The organism is Paenibacillus sp. XY044, from assembly GCF_002257645.1.
GTDB lineage: Bacteria > Bacillota > Bacilli > Paenibacillales > Paenibacillaceae > Paenibacillus_AQ.
This window is the reverse complement of sequence record NZ_NQMO01000002.1, coordinates 947378-971292: the sequence shown is the minus strand read 5'-3', so window position 1 is coordinate 971292 and position 23915 is coordinate 947378. Positions and strand designations below refer to the sequence as shown.

The window sequence follows — 23915 nt, the reverse complement described above, 5'->3', positions numbered from 1 at the left end:
ATGAAAATCCCTTGCCCGCGGGGGCGGGGGATTTTTCTACTGTCTGCCGGAGAGGGTGTTTTCAAAAATGAAAATGCAGTGGTCACTCATATTTGGGCTTCTGTTTGCGCTGCTCACCGCGATTTTTGCCGTGATCAACGTCGATCCCGTGAAAGTCAACTTTATGTTTGCCGAAGTGAACATCCCGCTGATTCTGCTCATTCTCGGATGTACGCTGATCGGCGGGATCATCGTCGGGTCCTATGGAATTTTCAGGCAGTACAAACTTCAGAAAAAGATCAGGCAGCTCTCGTCCCAACTGGCAGAGGTTCAGGCCGAAACGGGGTATACCTTCCCGGACCCTGCCGCAAATAAAGCGGACTCTGACGAGGGGGCCGAGGCGAAACCGTCGTAAATAGAAATGTAGATCAAACGGAGGGGAACCGTGAACATGTCGATACAACCAAATGAAGAATACATGTTAACCTTTTTGAAAAAGCTGCTCGATACGCCGAGCCCTACAGGATTTACGGGCCACATCATGAAACTCATCGAAGAGGAAGCCGCAACCCTGAACATTCCGCTGACCCGGAATCATAAAGGCGGAGCGATTCTGGAGGTGCAGGGCGAGGATTCTTCCCGCACCGTTGCGCTGAGCGCTCACGTGGATACCCTCGGGGCGATGGTCAGAGCGGTCAAGCCATCAGGCACGCTGCGGCTGACCTCTGTCGGGGGCTTCATGATGCATAGCATCGAGAACGAATACTGCGTCATCCATACGCGCAGTGGCAAAACCTATACCGGCACGATCCTCAGCACCCATCCATCAGTGCACGTATACAGCGACGCACGCGATTTCAAACGCCAGGAGGACCATATGGAGGTCCGCATCGACGAGCTGGTGGAATCCAAGGAAGACGTGTTGAAGCTGGGCATCGGGGTCGGCGACTTCGTCTCCTTCGATGCGAGAGCGACGATTACGGATAGCGGTTATATCAAATCCCGGCATATCGATGATAAGGCAAGCGTAGCGGCGCTGTTCGGCCTGCTGGAGTCGATGAAGCGGGAAAATTGGAAACCGTCCACCAATGTGAAGCTGCTGATCTCCAACTATGAAGAAGTTGGACACGGTACCGCTTATATTCCTTCCGACATCGATGAGATGATCGCCGTGGACATGGGCTGCATCGGCGACGACCTCAGCTGCAAAGAGACTGACGTCTCGATCTGCGCGAAGGACTCTTCCGGACCGTACGATTATGATATGACGAGCCGGCTGATCGAGCTGGCCAAAGCCGAAGGCATTCCATACGCCGTGGACGTGTATCCACACTACGGTTCGGACGCTTCCGCCGCCCTGTCCGGTGGGAATAACATTCGTGCTGCGCTGATTGGACCGGGCGTGCACGCTTCGCACGCGATGGAGCGGACCCACAAGCAGGCGGTGCTGAATACGGTCAAGCTGCTTGCGGCTTATATCCGCGGATAACACCCCAACTGTCTTCATAAACGGACCAGTGCCCATGAAACGCCAAACCGGCTGTCCGAAGGGACAGCCGGTTTGTTCTTGTATGATGTCGTATGCCTGTGTCAACGTCCGCCGCCGGCGGGCACGACGGCCTGCTCGGGGCTGGATGCCGTGACCCTGCTATTTCCGGGCGCTGTCTGCTGGGTTGACCCCGAAGCGTTTCCTGCCGCCTCAACCCGGACCGCATCTGTTGGTGCGTTGACCGGCGCTTGCGCGCGGACCGAAGCGGCGTTCCCGCTTGCGGCGGATTGCGAACCCGCGGCCGCGTCACCGCCCATCGTGGAGCGGGCCGCTTTCGGTGAATAGACCGAAATGTGGTCCAAACGCTTGCTGGCATGCGGTCCGACAAATTTCAGCTCGTAATCGCCCTCTTTATAAGTGAGCACATCATCCGTTCCGCTTGTCTTGACAGAGCTTGGTTTACCTAAGGTATTCTCGATTTCCTGAAAGCTGATTTTGCTTAGATCCGTGCTCTCGTCGATACCCGATCCGAAATAACGGATGTCATACACCACTTCACCCTGCCCGATGCCAAATGCGTAGCTTCCACGCCCCGCTCCCGGAGAATAGGAATCATAGGCATAACGGTCGGTCGGCTGCCATGGCCGGTCCGGCTCGCCCCACGCATCATGCACATCCTCAATCGTTGTTTTGCCCGATACAAAGTCAGTACCTTTTACCCTGCCTTGCTTGGCCAAGCTAGCCATATCCTTGATTTGTTTCTGGTGTCCGCCAGTTGTATTGCCAGTCCCGGATGCGGAAGAGCCGCCTCCCGGAGAATCCGTGCTTTCGCCGGTGGATGAGCCAGTGCCTGTGCCATTACCGGTATCGGAAGATCCAGAGGCATTCGGGTCCCCGGGTTCGTTCTGACCCTCCCCGTTTTGGTTCTGTCCATTCGATCCGCCCCCCTCATCCGAAGGTGTTGTGCCCGAATCCGTATTGGTGCTTCCTGCTGGCGGAGACGCCTGATCCTGTGTGGATTTCCCATCGGTCAAGGCACATCCGCCCAAGGCCAGTACAAGCACCAAACCGATCACCGTCCAGCGGATGGAAGCCGGTTTAAACGTTTTAATCATCAGTATCCTCCTTCTCAGCTGCTTGCGTGAAGCAGATAGTCTTGCGGTTCCCGGAACATAAGCATCCGTCCGGTATTGTTCCAAAAGGGTCAGAATGGTATGCCCATACTGGGCAATTTGGTTCGGATCCATCCGTCTCAATGCCAGCGCATCGGCGGACAGTTCCTGATCCTCCCGCATCCGGTAGAACCCGTACCACAGCAGCGGGTTATACCAATGAAAGGCGAGGAGGATCTGGGCGACCCAATTCATCAATATATCCCATCTCTTGGCATGCGCCAATTCGTGCAAAAAGATATGCTGTTGCTGCGCCTCATTCAGTTCCGCAATGCCCGGCGGCATGATCATCCGCGGACGCAGCACCCCAAACAGCGTAGGCGCGGAAACGGCGGGCGATATCTTCAGCCCGATGCTTCGCGAAACGCCCATGCTGGCCTTGGCCTTCCCCAGCATTTGGACCATGCCTGGGTCTGCTTCTCGCGACTGCCTGACGAGCAGCCGTGCGTAACGGATGTTCGCGATGACGAGCCGGATCAGCAGGAGCGCGGCGCCGGCCAGCCAGACTGTCATCAGGATCGACCGGACGGACAGCCCGCTATCTTTTTGCGTCAGCGTTGAAGTGCCGGATTCATGGATACCCGTCAGTTCGCCAGGGAATGAATCGGCCGCATCCCCCTCCTGCACCGTCTGCGCTTGGCCGGAAGAAGGGACTGCCGGAGCATGTTGGCCAAACAAGGCGCTTTCCTGCTCCACCATGGAAAAAAGATTCCCCATGCTAAATGAACTTTCCGGTCCGGCCGGGATGACCAATCTGAGAATTAACAGCAGCCACAAGGCGTAATGCCATTCAGGCTTCAGCCATCTGCCGAATAGACGCTTCATCAGTAAAATGAGGACGACCATCATACCGGCCAGCAGCGTCGTATGGATCATCCAGGCAAATAACTCGCTCAGCTGGGGGTACAGGTTTCCCTTCATGCTTATCTTCTCCCTTCCGGTTCGCTTGTCTCATCCAAGAGTTGGCGCAGCTCGGCGATTTCTTCCGGCGACAGCTTCTCCTCCTTGAGAAAGTTCACCAGCAGCGGCTTGAAGGAACCGCTGTAAATGCGCTGCAAAAAGCTCTTCGTCTCCGCCCGCTGGCATTCTTCCTCCGTGACAAGCGGATGGTAACGGTAGGGGCGGCTGCCCGGATCAAACGAAGCAGCCTCCTTTGCAACGAGACGGTTCAGCAGCGTTCTGACCGTCTTGGGGTTCCAGTCCATGCGGCCGGACAAAACGTCAATTACCTCGCCCGCCGTCAGCGGCGAGCCGGCCCAGAGCACTTTCATGACCTCCCATTCGGCATCGGAAATGACGGGAAGTGATTTCACCGGCATATTCTCCTTTCTTGTGATCACATTTGTAATCATCGCATGCCTTCAATATTACACATGTAATCCAGGATGTCAATCCGTCCTTTGCCCGTAAAAATAACGTCCTCTAAAAAAGTTCACTAAAATAGGTAGGGCGTTCCCGTAAATTTACGGGAACGCCCTAACGTAATCATTCATCAACTCTTCGAGCCGTTTAAATCTAAGCTTTGCTCTGCTCAATTTTCTCCGCCAGCTCGTTCAGATACGTCCAGCGCTCCATCAAATGTTCCAACTCCTGCTCGGCTTCCTGCTGCGCCTGCAACAGCTCCTGCAGTCTAGCCGAGTCGGTGAACGAAGCCTCCATCTCTTTCTGTATGCCCGCCAGTTTCTGCTCGCAAGCTTCGATCAGGCCGTCGATCTGCTCGAACTCCCGCTGCTCTTTATAGCTGAATTTCAGCTTCTCCCGCGGCGCTTCTTTCGCCTGAGTCGAGGACTGGGCCCCTTCCTGGGAGGCGCTTCCCTTCTTCGAATCCTCCGCGGAGGAGCCGCCTGCGGCAGCAGATGGTGCATTCTTGCTCATCCATTCCGCATATTCCGTGTACGCACCCACATGGACGCGGATTCTCCCTTCGCCTTCGAAAGCCATAATCTTCTCCACAGTACGGTCAAGGAAGAAGCGGTCATGGGAGACCACGAAGACTACGCCCGGAAAGTCATCCAAATAGTCTTCCAGCACGGACAGCGTTTGGATGTCGAGATCGTTCGTCGGTTCGTCGAGCAGAAGGACGTTCGGAGCCGACATCAGCACCCGCAATAAATACAGGCGGCGCTTCTCCCCGCCGGACAACTTGGAAACGAGCGTCCACTGCATAGCCGGCGGAAACAGAAAGCGTTCGAGCATTTGGGAAGCCGTGATCTGGCTGCCGTCATCGGCCCGGATCACTTCCGCTTCTTCCTTGATATACTCGATCACCCGCATATTGCCGTCCATTTCCTGATGCTCCTGGGTAAAGTACCCCAGCTTGACCGTCGGTCCTACCACGATTTCGCCCTGATCGGGCTCTAGCCGGCCGGCGATCAGGTTCAGCAGCGTCGATTTACCGCTTCCGTTCGGGCCGACAATGCCGACGCGGTCGCCGGGGACGGCAATATAGCTCAGATCGCGGATCAGCGTCCGGTCACCGGCCTTTTTGGCCAAATGCTCGATCTCGAGAATTTTCCGGCCGAGCCGGGTCGAAAGCGCGGCGATGTCCACATTTCCGGCACGCTGCGGCCCTTTCTGATCCTTCAGCGCCTCAAAGCGGTCGATGCGCGCCTTCTGCTTCGTCGATCTCGCCTTGGCTCCACGCCGGATCCAGGCCAGCTCTGTCCGCAGCAGGTTTTGGCGCTTCTGTTCAGAAGCCGCCTCCCGTTCTTCCCGCTGGGCCTTCAGCTCCAGAAAAGCCGAGTAATTGGCATCATAGCGGTACAGCCTGCCTTGGTCCAGTTCCAGCATGACATTCGCGACGCGGTCCAGGAAATACCGGTCATGCGTAATCATCAGCAGCGCGCCGCGGCGTTTCTGGAGGTACTGCTCCAGCCAGGCGACCGAGTCGTTGTCGATATGGTTGGTTGGCTCGTCCAGAATGAGCAGCTCGCACGGCTGAATCAAGGCGGATGCCAGAGCGACACGCTTGCGCTGGCCGCCGGACAGCGCCCCCATCAGCGCATCGAAGCTCGAGATCCCCAGCTTGGACAAAATAGTCTTGGCTTCGCTCTCGAGCTGCCATGCCTGAAGGGCATCCATTTCCTGATTCAGCTTAAGAAGCTTCTGCTGCAAAGAATCGTCCGAAGGATTCAGCTCGATTCGCTCCATCGTCTCCGTATAGTCACGGACGACCCTCATCTGCGGGTCCTGGCCCTGGAATACCTGCTGAAGTACGGTCATGCCCGGGTCAAAATCCGGGTTTTGGGCCAGATAGCGCACCCTGACGCTGTTACCGATGGAAATCTGGCCCTCATCCGGAGGCTCAAGCCCGGCGATGACCCGCAAAAAAGTGGATTTACCGGTGCCGTTGACGCCGATAATCCCGATTTTATCCTGATCCGCCATCCCGAAGGATGCGTCCTGAAACAATACCTTCTCTCCGTAACTTTTGGAGATATGTTCAACTGTCATTATGTTCATGGCTAATTCCCCTACTCATCCAGCGATTTTCTAATTCCTTTATATTAACACAAAAACCGCCCAAAGGCTGGGCGGCATGCACGCTATGCTTCTGTCAGATGTTAAGGTCGAGATATGAAGGCGATTTACGCTCCCTATAAATCGGATTAGACGGGACCGCTTTAACTCACTTTGCTGAGCCTTCAGGTCATGGGAAAAGCAACAGCGCGGCCGCGAGGGCTGCTCCCCCTCCGATCAAGGAAGAGAGAATGTTGACGGCGTCGTTGTTCATGAACCGCCATCCTCCCATGCGCCGGGTCGGGCTCCCGCAGTGCGTCATGACCTCGACCTCTTTGCCGCACACCGGGCACTTGTACATGATCTGCACGGATGCGCCAAGGATGGAATCGGCGAAAGCCCCGGCCAATCCGCCGACAATCCCAAGCACCAAGTCCAGAGCTAGCGAATGGGAAGCCGCACCGGATAACCGTTCAAACAGCCAGGCGAAGAGGCCGATCAGCGCTCCTCCCCCCGCAGCGGCCGTGCTGCCCAGCAGGGATACCCCTCCCGACGTTCCGGCAGGGAGCACGCGTCCGTTCAGGACCGAACGGGGCGGCTTGCGGCTGAGGCTGCCCAGCTCCGTGGCCCAGGTATCGGCCGTTACCGCCGCCATGACGCCGATGAAGGCGAACACCCAGCCCTCATGCGGCCAAAGGGCATTCAGCACGCACAGCAGCATGCCGGCGCCCCCGTTGGCCAGCACTTGTCCGGCGTCACGGTTGCCCGTTTTAGCGTATGATTTCTCCAGCTCGGCCTTCCGGCCCGCCTTCACCTTAGACAGCGCTGAGGAGCTGATAAAAAAGACGAGCAGGGTGCCGAACCACAGCAAATTCCCCGCTCCGAAATAAATCGTTCCCATGCCGAAGGCGCAAATCGCTCCCGATATGGTGAGCGACCGCTTCCAGTACGCAGCCCCTGCAACAATGAGCGCGCACAGCGCCCCGATGATCCACATCATGGCGGCTTAGCCGATGCGGCAGCTTCCGAGCTGCTCTTCGCCCCAGTTTAGAGCAAACGTATCGCCATCGGATGCCGGGCCGACACCGGCCGGCGTTCCGGTGAAAATCACGTCGCCTTCTCCCAGCCCGTAATGCACGCCGATATAATCTACGATTTCCTGCAGGGAGAAAATCATGTCCCGCGCATTGCCGCGCTGCACTTCCTCATTATTTTTCAAGACGGTGAAATCCTTCTCCGTCACGCTGCCGATTCCCGGAAAAGGAAGAAAGCCCGTGATGGGTGCGGAATTTTTAAACCCTTTGGCCGCCGTCCACGGGTGGCCTTTCTTTTTGATGACCGTCTGCACATCCCGCAGCGTAAAATCGATGCCAAGTGCCATTTGGTCCACCAGGTCATCCACCACGGCTCCAGGCTCGTAATCCCGCGCGATGCGGATGACGATTTCGCCTTCGTAATGAACCTCTCCCTGATCCTTCGGGAGCACCAGCACGGCATCCTCAAGCGGAACGACCGCATGGGACGGTTTCATGAAGATCATCGGCTCGGTCGGAACCTCGTTGCCAAGCTCGGCGGCATGAAGTTTGTAATTTCGGCCAACACAGTATACGTTACGAATCATCTCGATCATCCTTTGCTATGATGGATTGGGTTGTTGCGTCGAACAGCTGTGTTACGAAAGCATTGTTCGGCGGCGGAATCAGCCGGGAAAGGTTTTCCGCCAAACGTCCGGCCGGTTGGTGCAAATCATGATTTCGGGGGACATCGCTGCGAGCCTTTTCATGCCTTTGGCGTCATCGATCGTCCAACCCATGACCGTAATGCCTTCGGAGATCAGCAATGACGCCAGCCCCGTGTCGAGATTGGAGTGACCGATCGACAGGAACGAGCACTGCAGCGCCTTGAGGCGCGAAGGCAGATCTTTCGGCCTGCCGTCGATGATCAGCCCCGTCCGGATCGCCGGGTTGATCTCCTTGACCCGCTGCAGCGCACCGGTGTCAAACGAAGTGATCACCACGTCCTGCTCCATATGATATCGCGATACGCGTTCGAGCACCGCCTGCTCCAGTCCCGGATACATATTGCCGGATGTTTTCAGCTCGATGTCCAATCGGACCCTGCCGCAGCTCAGGCGCAGCACCTCGTCCAGGGAGGGAATGCGTTCTCCTTGAAAATCGCGCCCTTTCCAGCTCCCTGCGTCCAGCCGCTGCAGCTGCTGCCACGTATGGGCCTTGACCTTGCCGCTGCCGGTGGTCGTCCGGTCCAGACTGAAATCGTGAATGACGACGGGAATCCCGTCAGCGGTCAGCTGCGTATCGATTTCGATCCACTGGACGTAAGGCTCCTCCATTGCCATCCGAAAAGCCGCCATCGTGTTTTCCGGCGCCTTGCTTGAAAAGCCCCGATGGGCCATACACAGGTTGTTCATTCCCTCTCCCTCGCTCTCCTAAGTTATGATCAACGTGCCGAGCCCGCCGTTACGGTCCCGTCCCCGGATACCCGAACGCCTCCGATGGACAGCTGCTGCATTTCCTGCATCAGCTTCTTCCCTTCTTCAGCGGTCATTGGAACCGGCTGTCCCAGCTCCGTCTTGTAAGGAATCAGCTTCATGTCACACCCGCCGTTCGGCCGGCAGGATGCTTGAAACACCGCGGTTTTCCAGGTCGCTGGTACGGTTGATTTGGTGAAAATGAAGTTGCCTGTGCTGTAAGCAATCCATTTGCCCTTGTATTGCTCCAGCCCTTGCAGCACATGCGGATGCGCTCCGATGATCAGATCGGCTCCCGCATCGATGAAAGCGTGGGCCAGCGCCTTCTGGTTGGCATCCGGCGTGCTCTGCCGCTCGATGCCCCAATGCGCCATGACGATGACCAAATCGGCGCTCTTGCGGGCTTCGGCGATGGATTTCAGCACCTCCGGGGCCTGCCCGTAGGCACTGGCCACGCCCGGTTTATTGGTACCCGCGGCCCAGCTTGATTCCGGATACACGCGGCTGGCACCGACCAGCGCCACCTTCATACCCTTGATGGAGAAGTATTCTGGCGCATAGGCGCGCGCTGCGTTCTTCCCTGCACCGACATACTTAATGCCGCTGGCACCCAAATGGGTAATGGTGTCCAGCAGCCCTTCCTCCCCTTGGTCCAGAATGTGGTTGTTGGCGAGCGTGACGGCGTCCATACCTGCGGCGCGCAGCGCATCGAGCGCCTTAGGGGAAGATTTAAACACATACGTTTTGTTTTTAGCCCCGACGCCGCGGGTGGTGACAGGTGTCTCCAGATTTCCCAGCGTCAGGTCGTCCTTCTTTAACAGATCCCCCAAATATGTAAAGGGGTATGAATAGCCTTTGCTTTCAAGCAGCGTTTCCACTTTGCCCGAAAAAATCATATCGCCCACAAAATGAATAAGAATTGCTTGACCCGACGGTGCATTCGACGCTCCTCCGGAAGCCAGCTTTTCCGGAATTTGATCCTGCTGCGGATCGGCTTTGCCGGAAGCGGAATCCTTTCCCGTCTCCTGCTTTCCTTCTTGCGAGGCCTGGTCCTTCCCGTCCTTCCCGCTTCCTGCCGGCTGGCCCTGCTCCGCATCGACTGTCTCCTGATCCGGCGGATTTTCCGATTGTCCCGATGAAGGCGGATCTGAATTTTCCTCCGCTGTTTCTTCCGAAGATGGCTCCGAACCGGAGCTTCCCTTTTCTTCTCCGCTCCCCGACACGGTTCCTTTCGGGTCAGCAGGCTGCTGATCTGCGGATTGCTGTGCAGTATTGCGGGAGTCCGGTGCGGAGCCGCCCGTTTGCTCCTTTTGCGTCACCAAATAATATCCAACAAGTAGTACAATGACGGAAAGCAAGATGAGATTCACGAACCCCCACATCCGCCCCTGCTTTTTCTTCCTGGCTTTTTTTCCAGCCTGGTGTTTCTGTGATCTTGGCGGGTACATTATTCACCCCTCATAACGATTTTTCTAAAATATGCGGCCCTCCCCTGAAAGCCCACTCCATTATATCAGGTTCCCGGGAACAAATAGAACCCCCGGTCCGTGACACGGGGGCTCTATTTCATAATATAGAGATACTGCGATTTTCTGAAAGTTTTACTCCGCCTGGGCCATTTCCAACTGCCCAATCACCGCATCGGACAGCGTCTGCATATAGAGCGGATCGCTGTTCAGCGATTCGATCCGCATCAGCCGCAGATCCAGCTCCTTTGCTACCTGCTGGGCCTCGATGTCCAGATCGTACAGCACTTCGAGATGGTCGGACACGAAACCGATCGGAGCGACCAGCACGTCCTCAACTTCTTCTTTGCTCAGGTTGCGGAGCGTGTCCAGAATATCCGGTCCGAGCCATGGCTCGGCGGTCCGGCCCGCACTCTGCCAGGCAAACTGCCAGGAAGTGATGCCGGCCTTCTCCGCCACCGCGCGGGAAGTTTCCAGAAGCTGCTCCGGATACGGATCGCCCAGCTCCAAAATTTTCTCAGGCAGGCTGTGAGCGCTGAAGAGCACGCGCACTTTGCTCCGGTCCGCACCGGCTTCCTCGAACAGAGCCAGTTTTTCGTTCACACGGCGGGTAAATGCTTCGATCAGCTGCGGATGCATATGGTAGCTTTGCACAAAGGTCATATCCACCCCGACCTCGTCAGCTTTCGCTTTGGCGCGCTTCATATAGCTTCCGACGCTCATGGTCGAATAATGCGGCGCCAATACGATCCCGATCGCCTTGCTGATGCCGTCCTTGGCCATCGCTTCCACGCCGTCCTCAATGAACGGGGAAGCATGCTTCAAACCTTGATAACAGACAAATTCCACGTCGGAATGGCGGCCGTCCCGGTTCAGGGTTTCCTGCAGGCTTGCTACCTGCCGGTTGGTGTTCTCCCGGAGCGGGAATACGCCGCCCACGATCGCCTCATAACGGTCGGCCAGCTCTTTGAGCTGCTCCGGCGAAGGAGCGTGCCCCCTGCGGATATGCGTGTAATATGCCTCAATGCCTTCCATGCTCTCCGGTGTGCCATAGGACATCACCAGTACGCCTACTTTATTTTTCACGAAACGCTCACCTCTTCTTTATATATCGGTTCTTCCATGAAGAAAAGATCTCCTAGCGGAGAAGGGTTGCCGAATATTCATGAATATAATCCGTCAATTCCTTCAGCTTATCCAACGAAGCTTCGGGGAACAGGCCGTGACCCAGGTTGAAAATATAACCCGGCTCCTGAACGCCTTGATCGATAATCTCTTTGGCATACCGCTTGATGACGTCCATCGGCGCGGTCAGCACATAAGGATCCAGATTACCTTGAACCGCGAATTTCCCGCCGGTCCGCTTCCGTCCCTCGGCAATCGATACTCTCCAGTCAAGCCCGATCACGTTCGCCTGCAGCTCTGTCAGCGTCGGCAGCAGCTCGCCGGAGCTGACGCCCGGGAAATAGATTTTAGGTACATGTAAATCCGAAAGTTCGGCAAAGATACGGTTAATGGTAGGTAGTACGAATTTCTCGAAATCTTTCGGCGCGAGCGCCCCCACCCAGCTGTCGAACAGTTGGAACGCCTTGCCGCCGTTCTTGATATGCGCACGCACATAAGTAATAACCATGTCCCCCAGTTTGTTCATCAGCTGATGCCAAACCTCGGGCTGGCTGTACATCATCGTTTTCGTGAGAATATAGCTCTTCGAAGGACGCCCTTCAATCAGATAGCTGGCAATCGTAAACGGAGCTCCCGCAAACGTAATCAGCGGAACGTCCAGCTGCTTGTCGAGGATGCGAATCGTCTCCATAATGTGGCTGAGATCCTTGTCCACGTCGATCGGACGCAGACGCTCCACATCGGCCGCAGTCCGGATTGGATTATCTATGACCGGCCCGATATTTTTAACGATGTCAAAATCGACTCCCAGGGATGCGACCGGATTCATAATGTCCGAATACAGAATGGCCGCGTCCACGCCAAGCTTGCGCACGGGCATCATCGTCACTTCGGCCGCAAGCTCGGGCTGACGGCAAATTTCCAAGAGCGAATACTTTTCCTTAATCTTACGGTATTCCGGATCATAGCGACCCGCTTGTCTCATGTACCAAACAGGAACATGGCTGACTTCCTGCTTGTAACTGGCGCGGATCAACGTATCATTATAGGTCACGAATAGGCCTCCATATCTATAAAATTCTCTGATTTCTATTATGCCCTTTTTAAAAGTAAGTAACAACCGCCGTACCCTGACATCTGATGACAATCGTATGACATCTTTAACATAAGACATTTTCGAAATGTGCTATACTGGTAAAACTGTGTTTTTTCAATTTTTTTCTATCATTCATTTCAGTCAACTTAGAAAGGAAGTGCAAGCACATTGAAACCGTGGAAGGTCAACCTCATTGTGCTTTGGTTCGGCCAATTTCTGGTCAATTCCGGGATGACGATGATCACGCCGTTCCTGTCCCTGTATCTTGCTAAAGATCTGGGGGTGCAGGGTGAGCACGAAATCGGCCTCTGGGCGGGCTTTATTTTTGCGGCCAACTTCATGACCTCATTTATTTTTCAACCTTTATGGGGAAAACTGTCGGACCGGTACGGCCGAAAAATCATGCTGCTGCGCTCCGGCTTCGGGATGGCCATCGTCATCGTGCTGATGGGTTTTGCCCGGAATCCGTGGGAGCTGCTGCTGCTGCGCCTGCTGAACGGCACGATCTCCGGCTTCAATCCGGCATCCATCTCGCTCGTGTCGAGCACGACCCCGAAGGAACGGATGGGATTTGCAATGGGGATCATGCAGTCGGGATCGGTCGCCGGAACGATTCTCGGGCCGTTGATCGGCGGAGGCTTGGCCGACCTGATCGGCTTCCGTCCGATCTTCTACATTATCGGCATGCTCATCTTCGCCGCTTCCCTGCTGGCGCTGTTCCTCGTCAAGGAAAATTTCAACCGGGAAAAGGCCGCCCATGCGCCGCAGGTATCGGTGCTTGAAGGCTTCAAGGAGCTGGTCCGCATACCGCAGCTGCCCGCGCTGTTCGCGGTGACGTTTCTGCTCCAGTTCGCAATGATGAGCCCCATGTCGCTCCTGCCGCTGTACGTGGAGAAGCTGCACCGATCCTCCGTTGACATCGCCTTCTGGGCAGGCGTAGTCAGCGCCGTAACGGGATTGTCCAATATGATCACCTCCCCGATCCTCGGGCGCTTCAGCGACAAGGTCGGTGCCCACCGCATACTGACCTACGCCCTGATCGGCGCGGGACTGTGCCTGATCCCGCAAGCGTTCGTGCAGAGCGTATGGCAGCTGATCTTCGTCCGCTTCCTGATGGGCATCTTCATGGGCGGCTTGCTGCCCAGCGTCAATGCCCTCATCCGCTCCTACACGCCGGGAGGTATGGAAAGCCGGGCGTTCGGCTTCAACACAAGCACGCTGGCGCTCGGCAATATGCTAGGCGCGCTCGTCGGCGGATTCCTGTCGGGATTTATCGGCATCGAAGGACTGTTCATCATTTCCGGCAGCCTGCTGCTGCTTAATATGGTCTGGGTGCGGCTGAAGCTGTACAAGCGCAGCAACACGCCGCAGTACCGCTGAACTACCGGCGTTGGCGGGAAAGGGACGGCTGCAGAGTCACACGAGTGACCTGCGGCCGTCTTTTTTCTTCCAGCCGAATGGCCGCAAGTAACCAACGCTAACCAAAAACGTTCCGCAGGCCTAACCCGGAAAAGAAATCTCCACGACGAACTCCCCTGGCAAGTTTTCGTTTCCCCTAACAATAGTCCCACTTCCGATTAATGTAATATAATTTAACATAAACCAATGCTCCTAGGACCAATTTTACGCTGTTTTTGCTGAATTAGAATTCCGATATCCACCATAAACTTCGACATTTTTTCAATAAAACAGGTTATTATCTACCATTTCCTCTGAAAATAAACGCTTACACATTCCATTGTTAGATTTGTCATATATTCTAACACGAATTATGATCAGCTTAGATTTCATTACATAACCATTACATGTAATTAAGGAGCTGATCGATTGATGGAGAAAAGAAAACTCGGCAAGTGGTCCCTGGTTCATGCATCTGCGCTGGCGGCACTATCCCTCTTCGCCGCACCGGCAGGCAGCGTATTCGCTGACGCGGCAGCGGCAACAAATTCGGTAACCGCAGCGGTGAATGCAACAGCTAGCACTCCTGCAGCGGCAACCTTGCCTGCAACCACGACCACAACGACAACCGGAACAACCGCCCCGGCACGCAACACGGCCATCCCGCCGATCACGGATGCCGACAAGGCTTCCAAGCTGCCAAACGTGCTGGTCATTGCCACGGGCGGCACCATCGCCGGGCAGTCCGTCGACCAGACCAGCTTTCAAAATTACAAAGCGGGCAGCATACCCATCGCGCAAATGGTAAGCGAGCTTCCGGACAAGCAAAAAATCGCCGACGTCGAAACGCTTCAATTCGGCAACTCGGGCTCCTCCGCGTATTCGATGGCCGATCTGTACGATCTGTCCCGCTCCGTGGATGAAGCGCTCAAAACTTACGACGGCGTCGTCGTGACTTCCGGCACCGACACGATGGAGGAAATCGCCTACTTCCTGGATCTGACCGTCCAAAGCGACAAGCCAGTCGTCATTACAGGCTCCATGCGGCCATGGACGGTCGTCGGCTCCGATGCCAAAGCCAACCTGTACAATGCCATCAAGCTGTCGGCCAGCGGCCGGACCGCCTCATTCGGCACCGTCCTCATGCTGAACGACACGATCAACCTCGCCCGCGGGGTCACAAAAACGAACGATTACCGCGTCGACACCTTTGAGACGCCGATGCTTGGAGCCGTCGGTTATATCGACGAATCGACCATCCGCATTTATCGGGCTCCGGAGCGGGCCCTGCTTGGAGTTGGCAAAGGCAAGCCGATCTTCGACCTCTCCAAAATTAAAAAGACCGATCTGGCGAAAACAGAAATCGCCTATTCCTATCAAGACGCAGGTGGTGAGGCCATCGAAGGATTCACCGACGCTGGGGCCAAAGGCATCGTTACCGCCGGCACCGGAGCCGGAGGCATTTCATCCGGTATGAGCAAGGCGCGCAGCAAAGCGATAGAGCAGGGCGTGGTCTTCGTCACCACAACCCGTACCGGTTCCGGCAGCGTCTACGGCGGCGGCAAAGGAATCATTTCCGGGGACAACTTAAGTCCACAACAGGCTCGGATTCTGCTGATGCTCTGCCTGTCCTTCAGCAGCGACTTTGAAGCGGTCAAGTCGTGGTTTACGACCTACGGAGTCACGGAAATCGAATAAGCATGCAAAAGCCCGATCCAAAACTGCCTTTGGATCGGGCTTCCTGCTGTTTATTTGACCATGGCCACCGCCAGCCCGTCATAAGCTGGGAGAATGGTTCCGATCAACCGGTCGTCGGTCGCCATCGTTTCGTTGAAGCGGCGGATCGCCTGCACCGAAGGACCGTTTTTGTCGGAATTGAGGGTCCGCCCCCGCAGAAAGGTGTTGTCGCCCACGATCAGCGCACCCGGATTGGCCAGCTCGATCGCATACTCCAGGTAGTTCGGATAGTTCTCCTTATCGGCATCGATAAAGAAAAAGTCGAACCGCTGCCCCTCCGCCTTCAGCTGTGCAAGGCTGTCCAGCGCCGGTCCGATCCGGTACTCCACCTGGCCGCCGAATCCGGCTTCGCTCAAATTGGCCCGCGCGACGTCCGCGAATTCCTGCTTGAGCTCCAGCGAGGTGAGCGTCCCTTCCGGCGCAAGCCCCCGGGCGAGACAGATGCCGCTATACCCGCCCAGCGCCCCGATTTCCAGGACGCGGGCCGCCCCAGTCGCCTTGACCAGCAGCGTCAGAAGCCGTCCGTAGCCCGGTGCGATGGCGATTTCGGGCATGCCTTTCTCGGCGGTCATCTGCTTGACCCGATTCAGGACCTCGTCATTTTCGATAAAATGGTCTGCGTATTGTTCTGGATTCAATTTCCTACTTCCCCTTTTCCCTACCGAACCCGGCAATTTTTACGTAATGAACACAAATGTTTGTGATTAACTTTACATTATCCTATAATGTGAGGATGATGAGAAAAACGTCTATCGACGTACATTCTTAGAAGAGAGACCGCTTTTATCGGAAGTTTTTCTTGCGATATAAAGAAGTATCGAGTCTCCGAAGTTTTTTCCTTTCTGATATCTTAACAAAGATCCGCATCAGCACGCTGCTGCAGGATCTACCATCATTGTATGAGTTTTTACGGTGGTCTACAAGAATAATGGAGTTGAACGCGCACCATGCCAGAACTGCAGTTGATTGCAACCGCCCCGATGGGCCTCGAATCCATCGTCGCGCGCGAGTTGAAGGAATTAGGCTACAACGACGTTATCGTCGAGAACGGAAGGGTTACTTTTACCGGAGATTACAAGGATATTTGCCGCTGCAACTTATGGCTCCGGACATCCGACCGCATCCTCGTCAAGTTGGGAGAATTCCCAGCCAAGACGTTTGACGAATTGTTTGAAGGGACCAAAGCGCTGCCCTGGCAGGACTGGATTCCGGCGAACGGGGAGTTCCCCGTGGAAGGGCGCTCCCATCACTCCCAGCTCAGCAGCGTGCCCGCCTGTCAGGGCATCGTCAAGAAAGCGATCGTTGAAAAGCTGAAGCAAAGCTACCATACCGAGTGGTTCCAGGAGAACGGTCCGCGGTATGTCATCGAAGTCAATCTGCTCAAGGACGTAGCGCTGCTGACACTGGATACGACCGGGCCAGCCCTGCACAAGCGGGGATACCGCAAGCTGGTCACCGAAGCCCCGTTGAAGGAGACGATGGCCGCAGCCTTACTGCAGCTGAGCCGGTGGAACCCTTCGCGGCCGCTGTATGATCCGTGCTGCGGCTCCGGCACGATCCTGATTGAAGCGGCCCTCCTCGGCTGGAACATTGCGCCGGGTCTGCGCCGGTCCTTCCCTTCGGAGCATTGGCCGATCATTCCCGAGGAGCTGTGGAGTGAGGCACGCGAGGAAGCGTTCGATTCGGTGCAGGACAATGAGCCGCTCCAGCTGACGGGCAGCGACATCGATCCGAAGGCGATTGAAGTGGCCCAAGCGGCCGCCAAGAGCGCAGGCCTTGCAGGCGAGATCGATTTCCGGGTCCTCCCCGCCGCCAAGGCGCATCCAGAAGGGGAGTATGGCTGCCTGATCACCAATCCCCCATACGGGGAACGGCTCAGCGAGAAGACCGAAGTCGAGAAGCTTATCCGCACGTTGGGGCATACAGCCAATCAGCTGCCGACGTGGTCGTTCTTTGCCATAAGCCCGACCAAACAGTTCGAGCATTACTTTGGCCGGAAGGCCGACAAGCGGCGGAAGCTGTACAATGGCCGCATCGAATGCCAGTATTATCAATTTTTAGGGCCTCTTCCGCCCCGCCGTTCCTAAAAATCCGCTGCCGCTTTGTCAGGAGCTGTCCACTTGGACAGCTCCTATATGGCTTTACGCCCTATCATCATCCAATACATGCTACAGCAGGAGGTTGTCCAATTTGAATTTCTCATACAGCATGTCCAGACACTCTTCAAATGGCGGCTTCGGGCGGTTTATCCGCTCCCGTTACTTCGTATACAGCTTGTTTATACTGTTCATGATGTATAAGCTGCTTCTTTTCCATTTTAAACTTCATATCAGCAAAATCGATTTCAACCCGCTGGACTTTTTTATCGGCCTCGGCTCCCTGATTCTCGTTTCGTTCTGGACCTTATGGCTTCCGCGGCGCGGGCAGCGGATCGCACTTATCGTCGTTAATCTGGTGCTTACAGCGCTGATGTATACCGACTTGGTGTACTACCGTTATTTTCAGGATCTGGTCACCGTCACGGTGATGATGCAGGCCGGTCAAGTGGACTCCCTCGGGGACAGCATCATGACGCTGCTTCATTGGAGTGATCTGTCGTTTGCCGCGGATTGGCTGCTGCTGGCTGTCTTCACGGTATGGAAGCCTCTAGGATTGCGAAGTCCGGCACATGGGGCGCTGAACTACACCATCGGCAAACCGTCAACCCGGAAAGCCGGGTTTGCACGCCGTTTCTCATCCGGAATCGTCGCCCTGGTGATCGGGTGCGTCGTAACCTTTGCCCCGCTGAAGTTCTATATCGATTACTACGCTGTCGGTCTCTTTACCGGAAATTGGTGGAACTTATCACTTTATAACGTAACCGGGCTGCTCGGATTTCATGTATACGATGCCTACCGCTTCGGAAAAGAGCATTTGGGACCCAAACCTGTGCTTGCCCAGGGCGAAGTCGACAAAGTGCAGAACTGGTTCGATGACAAAGATGGGTCGCGTTCGGAGAACGACGCCATGTTCGGCAAGTACAAGGGTAGCAACGTCATGGTCATACAGACCGAGGCATTTATGAATTTCATGATCGGCAAGCAGATCGGCGGTCAGGAAATCACGCCGAATTTTAACCGTCTGATGAAGGAAAGCATGTACTTCAGCCATTATTATCATCAAACCGGCCAGGGCAGAACCTCCGATGCGGATTTCTCATCCCAGACTTCGCTGCATCCGGTTCCGTACGGCTCGGTGTTTATCCGCTATGCCAATCATCAGTTTAACTCACTTCCGGCGATCCTGAAGGAGCATGGCTATACGCCGAATGCATTCCATGCCTACGACGGCAGCTTCTGGAACCGGAACGCGATGTACGACAATTTGGGCTACGACCAGTTTTTCAGCAAAAAGGATTACGACATCGACGAGCCTCTCGGCTGGTCGCTAGGAGACAAATCTTTTTTCGGGCAATCCCTGAGCAAGATTGAACAGCTTCCGCAACCGTTCTATTCGTTTCTGATCACGCTCTCCTCCCACCATCCGTTCTCGCTACCGGACGATGTGCAGGAGCTGAATGTCGGCGAGTTCGACGGAACCGTCTTTGGGGATTACCTGCAGTCGATTCACTATGTGGACGCAGCGCTCGGCCAATTGGTGGAACGGCTGAAGCAGGACGGACTGTGGGATCATACCATCCTGTATATCTATGGGGATCATGATAATTCGGTGAAGGACAAAGCCCTCTATGAGAAGTTTCTGGGCAAAAGCCTGAACGAATTGGACATGGAGCAGATCATGAACGAAGTGCCTCTCCTCGTTCATCTGCCGGACGGTGACGGCGCAGGGGTGTATGACAAACCCGCCGGACAGCTCGACATGGCGCCGTCACTCCTGCACCTGCTGGGTATATCTGCCAAGTCGCAGTACATGATGGGAAATGACCTGTTTGACGGTAAAGACCGGTTCGTCACCCTGCGCAGTGGAGCGTATACGGACGGCAAACGGTTTTACATCCCCTCCCAAAGCGGCATGTTCAAGGATGGCAGCTGCTATAATCTGGGGACCGGCAAAACAGTCGATGTGAGCGCCTGCCGTGCCGGATACGACCGAGCGAAGAACGAGCTGCACATTTCCGATGAAATCGTCCAGTACGACCTGGTCCCTAAGCTTAAGCAAAGTGAAAAACCCGGAACTCCTTAAGGAGTCCGGGTTTTGTTGTTTTATCGTATACAAAAGATGATAGCAATGCTTATGTTGAAAGATTCGTTAATCCTGTCTAAGCCTGTCCCTTTTAGAAAAGAAACTTGTCCGGATCACTGCCGACGCGGCGGTCCTGATTCAGACTGTCGATCTTCCTGATTTCGTCGGACGACAGCTCGAAATCAAAGATGTCCGCATTCTCGCGTATTCGGGATGGGGTGACCGACTTCGGAATCGTGACGATCTTGTTCTGGATATTCCAGCGCAGGATGACCTGTGCCGGCGTTTTGCCGTACTTCTGCGCGATGCCCGCCAGCGTCGAATCTTCGGTCAGCTTACCCTGCATCAATGGACTCCATGCCTCGAGCTGGATTCCCTGAGCGCCGCAAAAATCCTGCAATTCCTGCTGGATCAGCCGCGGGTGCAGCTCCACCTGGTTCACGGCAGGGACAGTCCTGCTGTCCTGCAGCAGGTCCTTCAGATGGTGAACGAGGAAGTTGCTGACGCCGATGGCGCGGATCCGACCTTCCTTATACAGGCGCTCCATCGCCTTCCACGTATCTTTGAATTTGTCTTTGCCGGGCCAATGAATCAAGTACAGGTCGATCACCTCGAGGCCGAGCCGCTTCTGGCTGCCTTCGAAGGCCCGGAGCGTTGAATCGAAGCCCTGGTCGTCATTCCACACTTTGGTCGTGACGAAAATCTCGCTTCTCGGAATGCCGCTCTCTGCTATGGCGCGGCCCACTTCTTCCTCGTTGCCATATGCCTTCGCGGTATCGATGCTGCGGTAGCCGATCTCCAGCGCCAGCTTTACCGCCTTGTACACATCGTCCCCTTGGGCCTTGAAGGTACCCAGTCCCAGCCATGGCATCGTAACTCCGTTATTCAGGATGGTGCAATCGGTAATGTGTTTCATACTCTCACAACCTTCCTATGAAATAATGAGCACTAAAGAAGACTTCGCCCCATTATAGCATAATCAGGGATGAGTCCCAAAAAAGCCCTATGCATGCTGCAAGGGCGAATCCATTGACCTGCCGCAAAGACGGGTATACAAAAAAACCCGCAAAGCGCAGCTGCGCTTCGCGGGTTCTGACAGGAACCTACGCCTTCGATTTCCCATGTTCGGACGCCAGCGACGCCAAACGGCCCTTCTCCTCGGCCAGCATTTCTTCAGCCAATTCTACGGCTTGATGGTTATCCGCCAGGCCGGCTTGACGCACGGCCTGTTCCGTGTGAGCCAGGCGGTTCTGCGCCTGCTCGACCATTTGCTCCGTCGGATGGGACAAAGCCGAGGAAACCGCATTGTGGAGCTTCTCCACCGCATTTTGAGCCTGGGAAACCGAATTTTGTGATTGCAGACTGGAATCGTAACGTGTTGTCATGAACAGTTGCTCTCCCTTCACTACAAAGTTCCTACCCGTCCTTAGAATGGTATGGGAGCAGCGGAACTATGCAGCGATCCGGAAATCCACCATTTTCCACCGGTTACCTGTCCGATGGTTCGGAAATTGACCGCCTTAGTGGTCGCCGTGATTACCTTTAGAAGGGTTGGTGATCACAAAGCCTTCCTGCGGGAAATACAAATAGTCGATTTTGACACCGTCAAGAAGCGGCTCGTTCTTGTCCAGAAGCACATCGATTTCCTTATCGGTGCTCACGATTTCATCCTGGTCCTTAGCCTTGTCCATATCCAGGCCGTAATGCGCATGGTCGCCGTGGGCATGCGTCACGAGTACGCGAAGCTTCAGATCGCGGTTTTCATCCTTCTCGAGTTCCTTTTTAAGCACCTTGGCCGCATTGCGGGTAATTTTGCATTTCATCGGCTACATCTCCTATAGGTAAGGTCAGTTTTTCATACTGTATAGATTGAACTCAAGTTCCGAATTGAACCCTGTTGTAACAGCTTACTCCAAGCTCTTCAACATGAATTTCTTGAGTTCATTCTATCTGTAACTATAAATTGTACTGTATCAGATTTAGGATGGCAAGAAGCCTCAGCGCGTCGGGCCCTTGGGCGGATGAATCACACCACCGTCCAGCAGACCGGGGTATTTCTTATCCATCCGGGAGACAAACCATCCCGTCATCAGCATCGTGACACCAATATCGTCAATCGGGATAAACGGCATAACGTCGGGCAGCACCCAATACAGCACCACCGGGACGAGAAACAGCAGCTTGTCCAAGGTGCCCACATGAGGCGACATCAGATAGCGCCAAATCCGGGAGAACATATGGGACCAGCGCCGCAGCGACAGCAATCTTCTCCATTTCATGCCTTTCCCTCCTTTTTCTTGTGTACATAGGTGACGAATCCATCCAAACAGGGACGAGCTCTCACGCAAAAAGGAAACGATCGCCGGTCTCTTTAAAACTAACACAGCGTCCGCTCCCTTAATCATATCATACGTAATCTTGCAGAAAATGTTTCATTATTTTTTCACATTGACATCAGTTCAGCCAGAACCAAACCCACATCCAGGCTGATTTGATCGTAATCCTCAAGCGGAAGCGGATTTTTACCCAGACCGACCTCGACGGTAAAGCCCGGACGCCGGAAATGCTGGATAAACCAATCTTTATAGCCGGCGTCGCTGCCTTCCAGCTTCACGGGGCGGTAGCCGCTGACCTGGCCCAGGCGGCGTGACCACTCCCGGCTCTCCTTGGGCTCATAATTGCGGTAATTCCAGTAAATCTCCTGCCCTTGGCTGTGTAGGGATACGGCGGCATCGGGCGACGTCTCCAGCGTGAAAGCCGCCAGTGCCGCTGCTTCCGGCTCCGTCAGCGGCGCCGTGCCAGGGTAATCCCGGGGAGACGGAGACCGCTTGCCCCGCCTTTGAACCTCTTCTTCCCAATGGGCCGGGAACTGATCGCCCAGGTCCACGCCATGGATGTTGGCCTTCCAGTGCCGGAAGTCGCGGCGGCAGCCGTTCCACTCCGTCAGCTGCCCGTAATACGGATGGCCGGGATGAATCCCTTCCTGTACCAGCTCCACGCCGTCCGGATTGACCATCGGGACGACCCAGAGCGTGCACTGCTGGAACCACTGCGCGGGATCGTAGCCGTTCCAGCGCTGCCCGGATTGCAGACTGCAGGCGAATTCCTCGACAAAACGCATGACGGAGGGCGTCGTAATCCATTCATTCGCGTGAATGGAAGCGTTCACATGTATATGTTTTTCGCCTTCCCCGATTTTCAGGTACGGAATAGGTTTCCCCAACACGCTCTCTCCAATCGACCCGGTTTCGATTGCTGGATAGAACGCCGCCAGCTGCCGGATATCATCCTTCAGCTGACGGTAACCGTACTCTCCCATAATCTGGACGATCCCGGTCCGTTCGGCCGATGGAAGCACCAGGACGCGCCCTTCCGGAAGAACATACGGTGAAATGCCGGGGTTCATATCCATGATCGCCTCTTCCCGGGTTTGAAAAGTTGCAGCGATGCGATCCAGCGTATCGCCGGCCTGAATGGCATACCTTCTCCGCGGAGAAGAAGGAAGGTAGAGCATCTGCCCCGGGATTAAATAGGGCTGGTCGGACGCCCAAGGGTTGGCATTGATAATATGACTCGCTGATAACCCCTTGCTTGCGGCGATGCGTTTCAGGGTGTCGCCTTTCTTCACGATATATTGCTGCATGGCATCGTTCCTTTCCGCGGGACTCGGACCGCAGTCATCATCACCATCCGTAACATTGTATGCCTCAATGAACTTGGCCCATGCGGTAAGAGTGGCCCATTACTCCCTGCTTCCTTTTTCGAAAAAAAATGTCTATATAAATTGAAATGGATCCCTCTGCAACGCACGAGAAGTCCTCATATTTGGGTTCGTTTTATTGAATGCATGATTGAGGGCTTTTCTCCGAGAAAATGTGCAGAGCAGTTAAACGATGAAGTCACGCATGTCACCTTGTTTTACTGGCGGCATAAGATTCTTTCTGCTCTAATTAGATTCCAACCGAAGCATTTCAAGATATTGTTGAGATGGATGAGACTTACTTTCTGTACTCGGAAAAAGGCAAGCGAAATATCACCGAACGCAGGCCACGTAAACGTGGTGACAAAGCGAAATATCGTGGTATAAGCCTACCACAGCCGTTTGAAAAAATGGTTGGATCGATTTAACGGTGTTGCAACTAAATATTCGCATCATTATTTGGCTTGGTTTCGTTACTTAGACAGCAGGGAATATGAGAATACCGCATCAAATAAGAAAAATATGTTGGTCAAATCATGCCTATTTACTGTGACCGACACGAATGCCAAACTTCGGCTTTCTGCTTATTCTTGTTAAGCTAACGGGCAGTCTAATTCAATAAAA

The 23915-nt window shown here is 54.9% G+C and carries 21 protein-coding genes and 1 pseudogene; 7 read left to right on the top strand and 15 right to left on the bottom strand.

What is annotated here, in order from left to right:
• The first annotated feature begins 67 nt into the window (after positions 1-67).
• Both CJP46_RS12890 and CJP46_RS12885 read left to right on the top strand, forming a co-directional pair.
• On the top strand, positions 68-394 hold the full coding sequence (locus tag CJP46_RS12890; protein WP_094595971.1) for a LapA family protein: 327 nt from the start codon (positions 68-70) through the stop codon (positions 392-394).
• A gap of 36 nt (positions 395-430) precedes the next feature.
• Entirely contained in the window at positions 431-1468 is a 1038-nt protein-coding gene (locus tag CJP46_RS12885; protein WP_094595970.1) for a M42 family metallopeptidase, read from the top strand.
• A gap of 101 nt (positions 1469-1569) precedes the next feature.
• On the opposite strand, the gene CJP46_RS12880 is transcribed toward CJP46_RS12885, so the two are convergent.
• The 9 genes from CJP46_RS12880 to hemE form a co-directional block, all read right to left on the bottom strand.
• Positions 1570-3561: a M56 family metallopeptidase gene (locus CJP46_RS12880; RefSeq protein WP_094595969.1), complete on the bottom strand. Its 1992-nt coding sequence runs from the start codon at positions 3559-3561 to the stop codon at positions 1570-1572.
• 2 nt (positions 3562-3563) lie between these two features.
• Positions 3564-3959 carry a BlaI/MecI/CopY family transcriptional regulator gene (locus tag CJP46_RS12875; RefSeq protein ID WP_373557991.1) on the bottom strand — a complete coding sequence of 132 codons (396 nt, stop codon included), beginning with the start codon at positions 3957-3959 and terminating at the stop codon, positions 3564-3566.
• Positions 3960-4155: 196 nt separating this feature from the next.
• Positions 4156-6102: an ABC-F family ATP-binding cassette domain-containing protein gene (locus CJP46_RS12870; RefSeq protein WP_094595968.1), complete on the bottom strand. Its 1947-nt coding sequence runs from the start codon at positions 6100-6102 to the stop codon at positions 4156-4158.
• 187 nt (positions 6103-6289) lie between these two features.
• Positions 6290-7099 (bottom strand): DUF92 domain-containing protein, encoded by an 810-nt coding sequence (locus CJP46_RS12865; RefSeq protein WP_094595967.1) that lies wholly within the window; start codon positions 7097-7099, stop codon positions 6290-6292.
• Positions 7100-7105: 6 nt separating this feature from the next.
• Positions 7106-7729, bottom strand: coding sequence for a fumarylacetoacetate hydrolase family protein (locus CJP46_RS12860; protein WP_094595966.1), 624 nt, complete (start codon positions 7727-7729; stop codon positions 7106-7108).
• Between the two features lie 69 nt (positions 7730-7798).
• Positions 7799-8527: a glycerophosphodiester phosphodiesterase gene (locus tag CJP46_RS12855; RefSeq protein ID WP_094595965.1), complete on the bottom strand. Its 729-nt coding sequence runs from the start codon at positions 8525-8527 to the stop codon at positions 7799-7801.
• 29 nt (positions 8528-8556) lie between these two features.
• On the bottom strand, positions 8557-10035 hold the full coding sequence (locus CJP46_RS12850) for a CapA family protein (RefSeq protein ID WP_094595964.1): 1479 nt from the start codon (positions 10033-10035) through the stop codon (positions 8557-8559).
• 153 nt (positions 10036-10188) lie between these two features.
• Positions 10189-11139 carry a ferrochelatase gene (hemH, locus tag CJP46_RS12845; protein WP_094595963.1) on the bottom strand — a complete coding sequence of 317 codons (951 nt, stop codon included), beginning with the start codon at positions 11137-11139 and terminating at the stop codon, positions 10189-10191.
• 52 nt (positions 11140-11191) lie between these two features.
• Positions 11192-12232 (bottom strand): uroporphyrinogen decarboxylase, encoded by a 1041-nt coding sequence (hemE, locus tag CJP46_RS12840; protein ID WP_094595962.1) that lies wholly within the window; start codon positions 12230-12232, stop codon positions 11192-11194.
• Positions 12233-12442: 210 nt separating this feature from the next.
• On the opposite strand from hemE, the gene CJP46_RS12835 reads away from it, so the two are divergent.
• Both CJP46_RS12835 and CJP46_RS12830 read left to right on the top strand, forming a co-directional pair.
• On the top strand, positions 12443-13654 hold the full coding sequence (locus tag CJP46_RS12835; RefSeq protein WP_094595961.1) for an MFS transporter: 1212 nt from the start codon (positions 12443-12445) through the stop codon (positions 13652-13654).
• A 450-nt stretch (positions 13655-14104) separates the two neighbouring features.
• Positions 14105-15370, top strand: coding sequence for an asparaginase (locus CJP46_RS12830; RefSeq protein ID WP_094595960.1), 1266 nt, complete (start codon positions 14105-14107; stop codon positions 15368-15370).
• Between the two features lie 50 nt (positions 15371-15420).
• Here the strand turns inward: CJP46_RS12830 and CJP46_RS12825 are convergent, their stop codons facing one another.
• A complete protein-coding gene (locus CJP46_RS12825) occupies positions 15421-16017 on the bottom strand; it encodes an O-methyltransferase (protein ID WP_256992337.1) in 597 nt (198 codons plus the stop codon).
• 339 nt (positions 16018-16356) lie between these two features.
• Between CJP46_RS12825 and CJP46_RS12820 the strand changes: the two genes are divergently transcribed.
• Together CJP46_RS12820 and CJP46_RS12815 are read left to right on the top strand one after the other, a co-directional pair.
• Complete coding sequence (locus CJP46_RS12820; protein WP_094595959.1) at positions 16357-17496, top strand: THUMP domain-containing class I SAM-dependent RNA methyltransferase; 1140 nt, start codon at positions 16357-16359, stop codon at positions 17494-17496.
• A gap of 121 nt (positions 17497-17617) precedes the next feature.
• Complete coding sequence (locus CJP46_RS12815; protein ID WP_094596164.1) at positions 17618-19591, top strand: LTA synthase family protein; 1974 nt, start codon at positions 17618-17620, stop codon at positions 19589-19591.
• Between the two features lie 91 nt (positions 19592-19682).
• Here the strand turns inward: CJP46_RS12815 and CJP46_RS12810 are convergent, their stop codons facing one another.
• The 5 genes from CJP46_RS12810 to CJP46_RS12790 form a co-directional block, all read right to left on the bottom strand.
• On the bottom strand, positions 19683-20507 hold the full coding sequence (locus CJP46_RS12810) for an aldo/keto reductase (RefSeq protein ID WP_094595958.1): 825 nt from the start codon (positions 20505-20507) through the stop codon (positions 19683-19685).
• A 187-nt stretch (positions 20508-20694) separates the two neighbouring features.
• Positions 20695-20976 carry a hypothetical protein gene (locus tag CJP46_RS12805; RefSeq protein WP_094595957.1) on the bottom strand — a complete coding sequence of 94 codons (282 nt, stop codon included), beginning with the start codon at positions 20974-20976 and terminating at the stop codon, positions 20695-20697.
• Positions 20977-21111: 135 nt separating this feature from the next.
• Positions 21112-21414, bottom strand: a complete 303-nt coding sequence (locus CJP46_RS12800) for an iron-sulfur cluster assembly accessory protein (RefSeq protein ID WP_094595956.1) — start codon at positions 21412-21414, stop codon at positions 21112-21114.
• Between the two features lie 174 nt (positions 21415-21588).
• Positions 21589-21870: a hypothetical protein gene (locus CJP46_RS12795; protein WP_094595955.1), complete on the bottom strand. Its 282-nt coding sequence runs from the start codon at positions 21868-21870 to the stop codon at positions 21589-21591.
• 164 nt (positions 21871-22034) lie between these two features.
• Complete coding sequence (locus tag CJP46_RS12790; RefSeq protein WP_094595954.1) at positions 22035-23234, bottom strand: M14 family metallopeptidase; 1200 nt, start codon at positions 23232-23234, stop codon at positions 22035-22037.
• 153 nt (positions 23235-23387) lie between these two features.
• Here CJP46_RS12790 and CJP46_RS37100 point away from each other — a divergent pair.
• Positions 23388-23844 (top strand): annotated as a pseudogene (locus CJP46_RS37100) (hypothetical protein); the annotation flags it as partial.
• Positions 23845-23915: the final 71 nt, after the last annotated feature.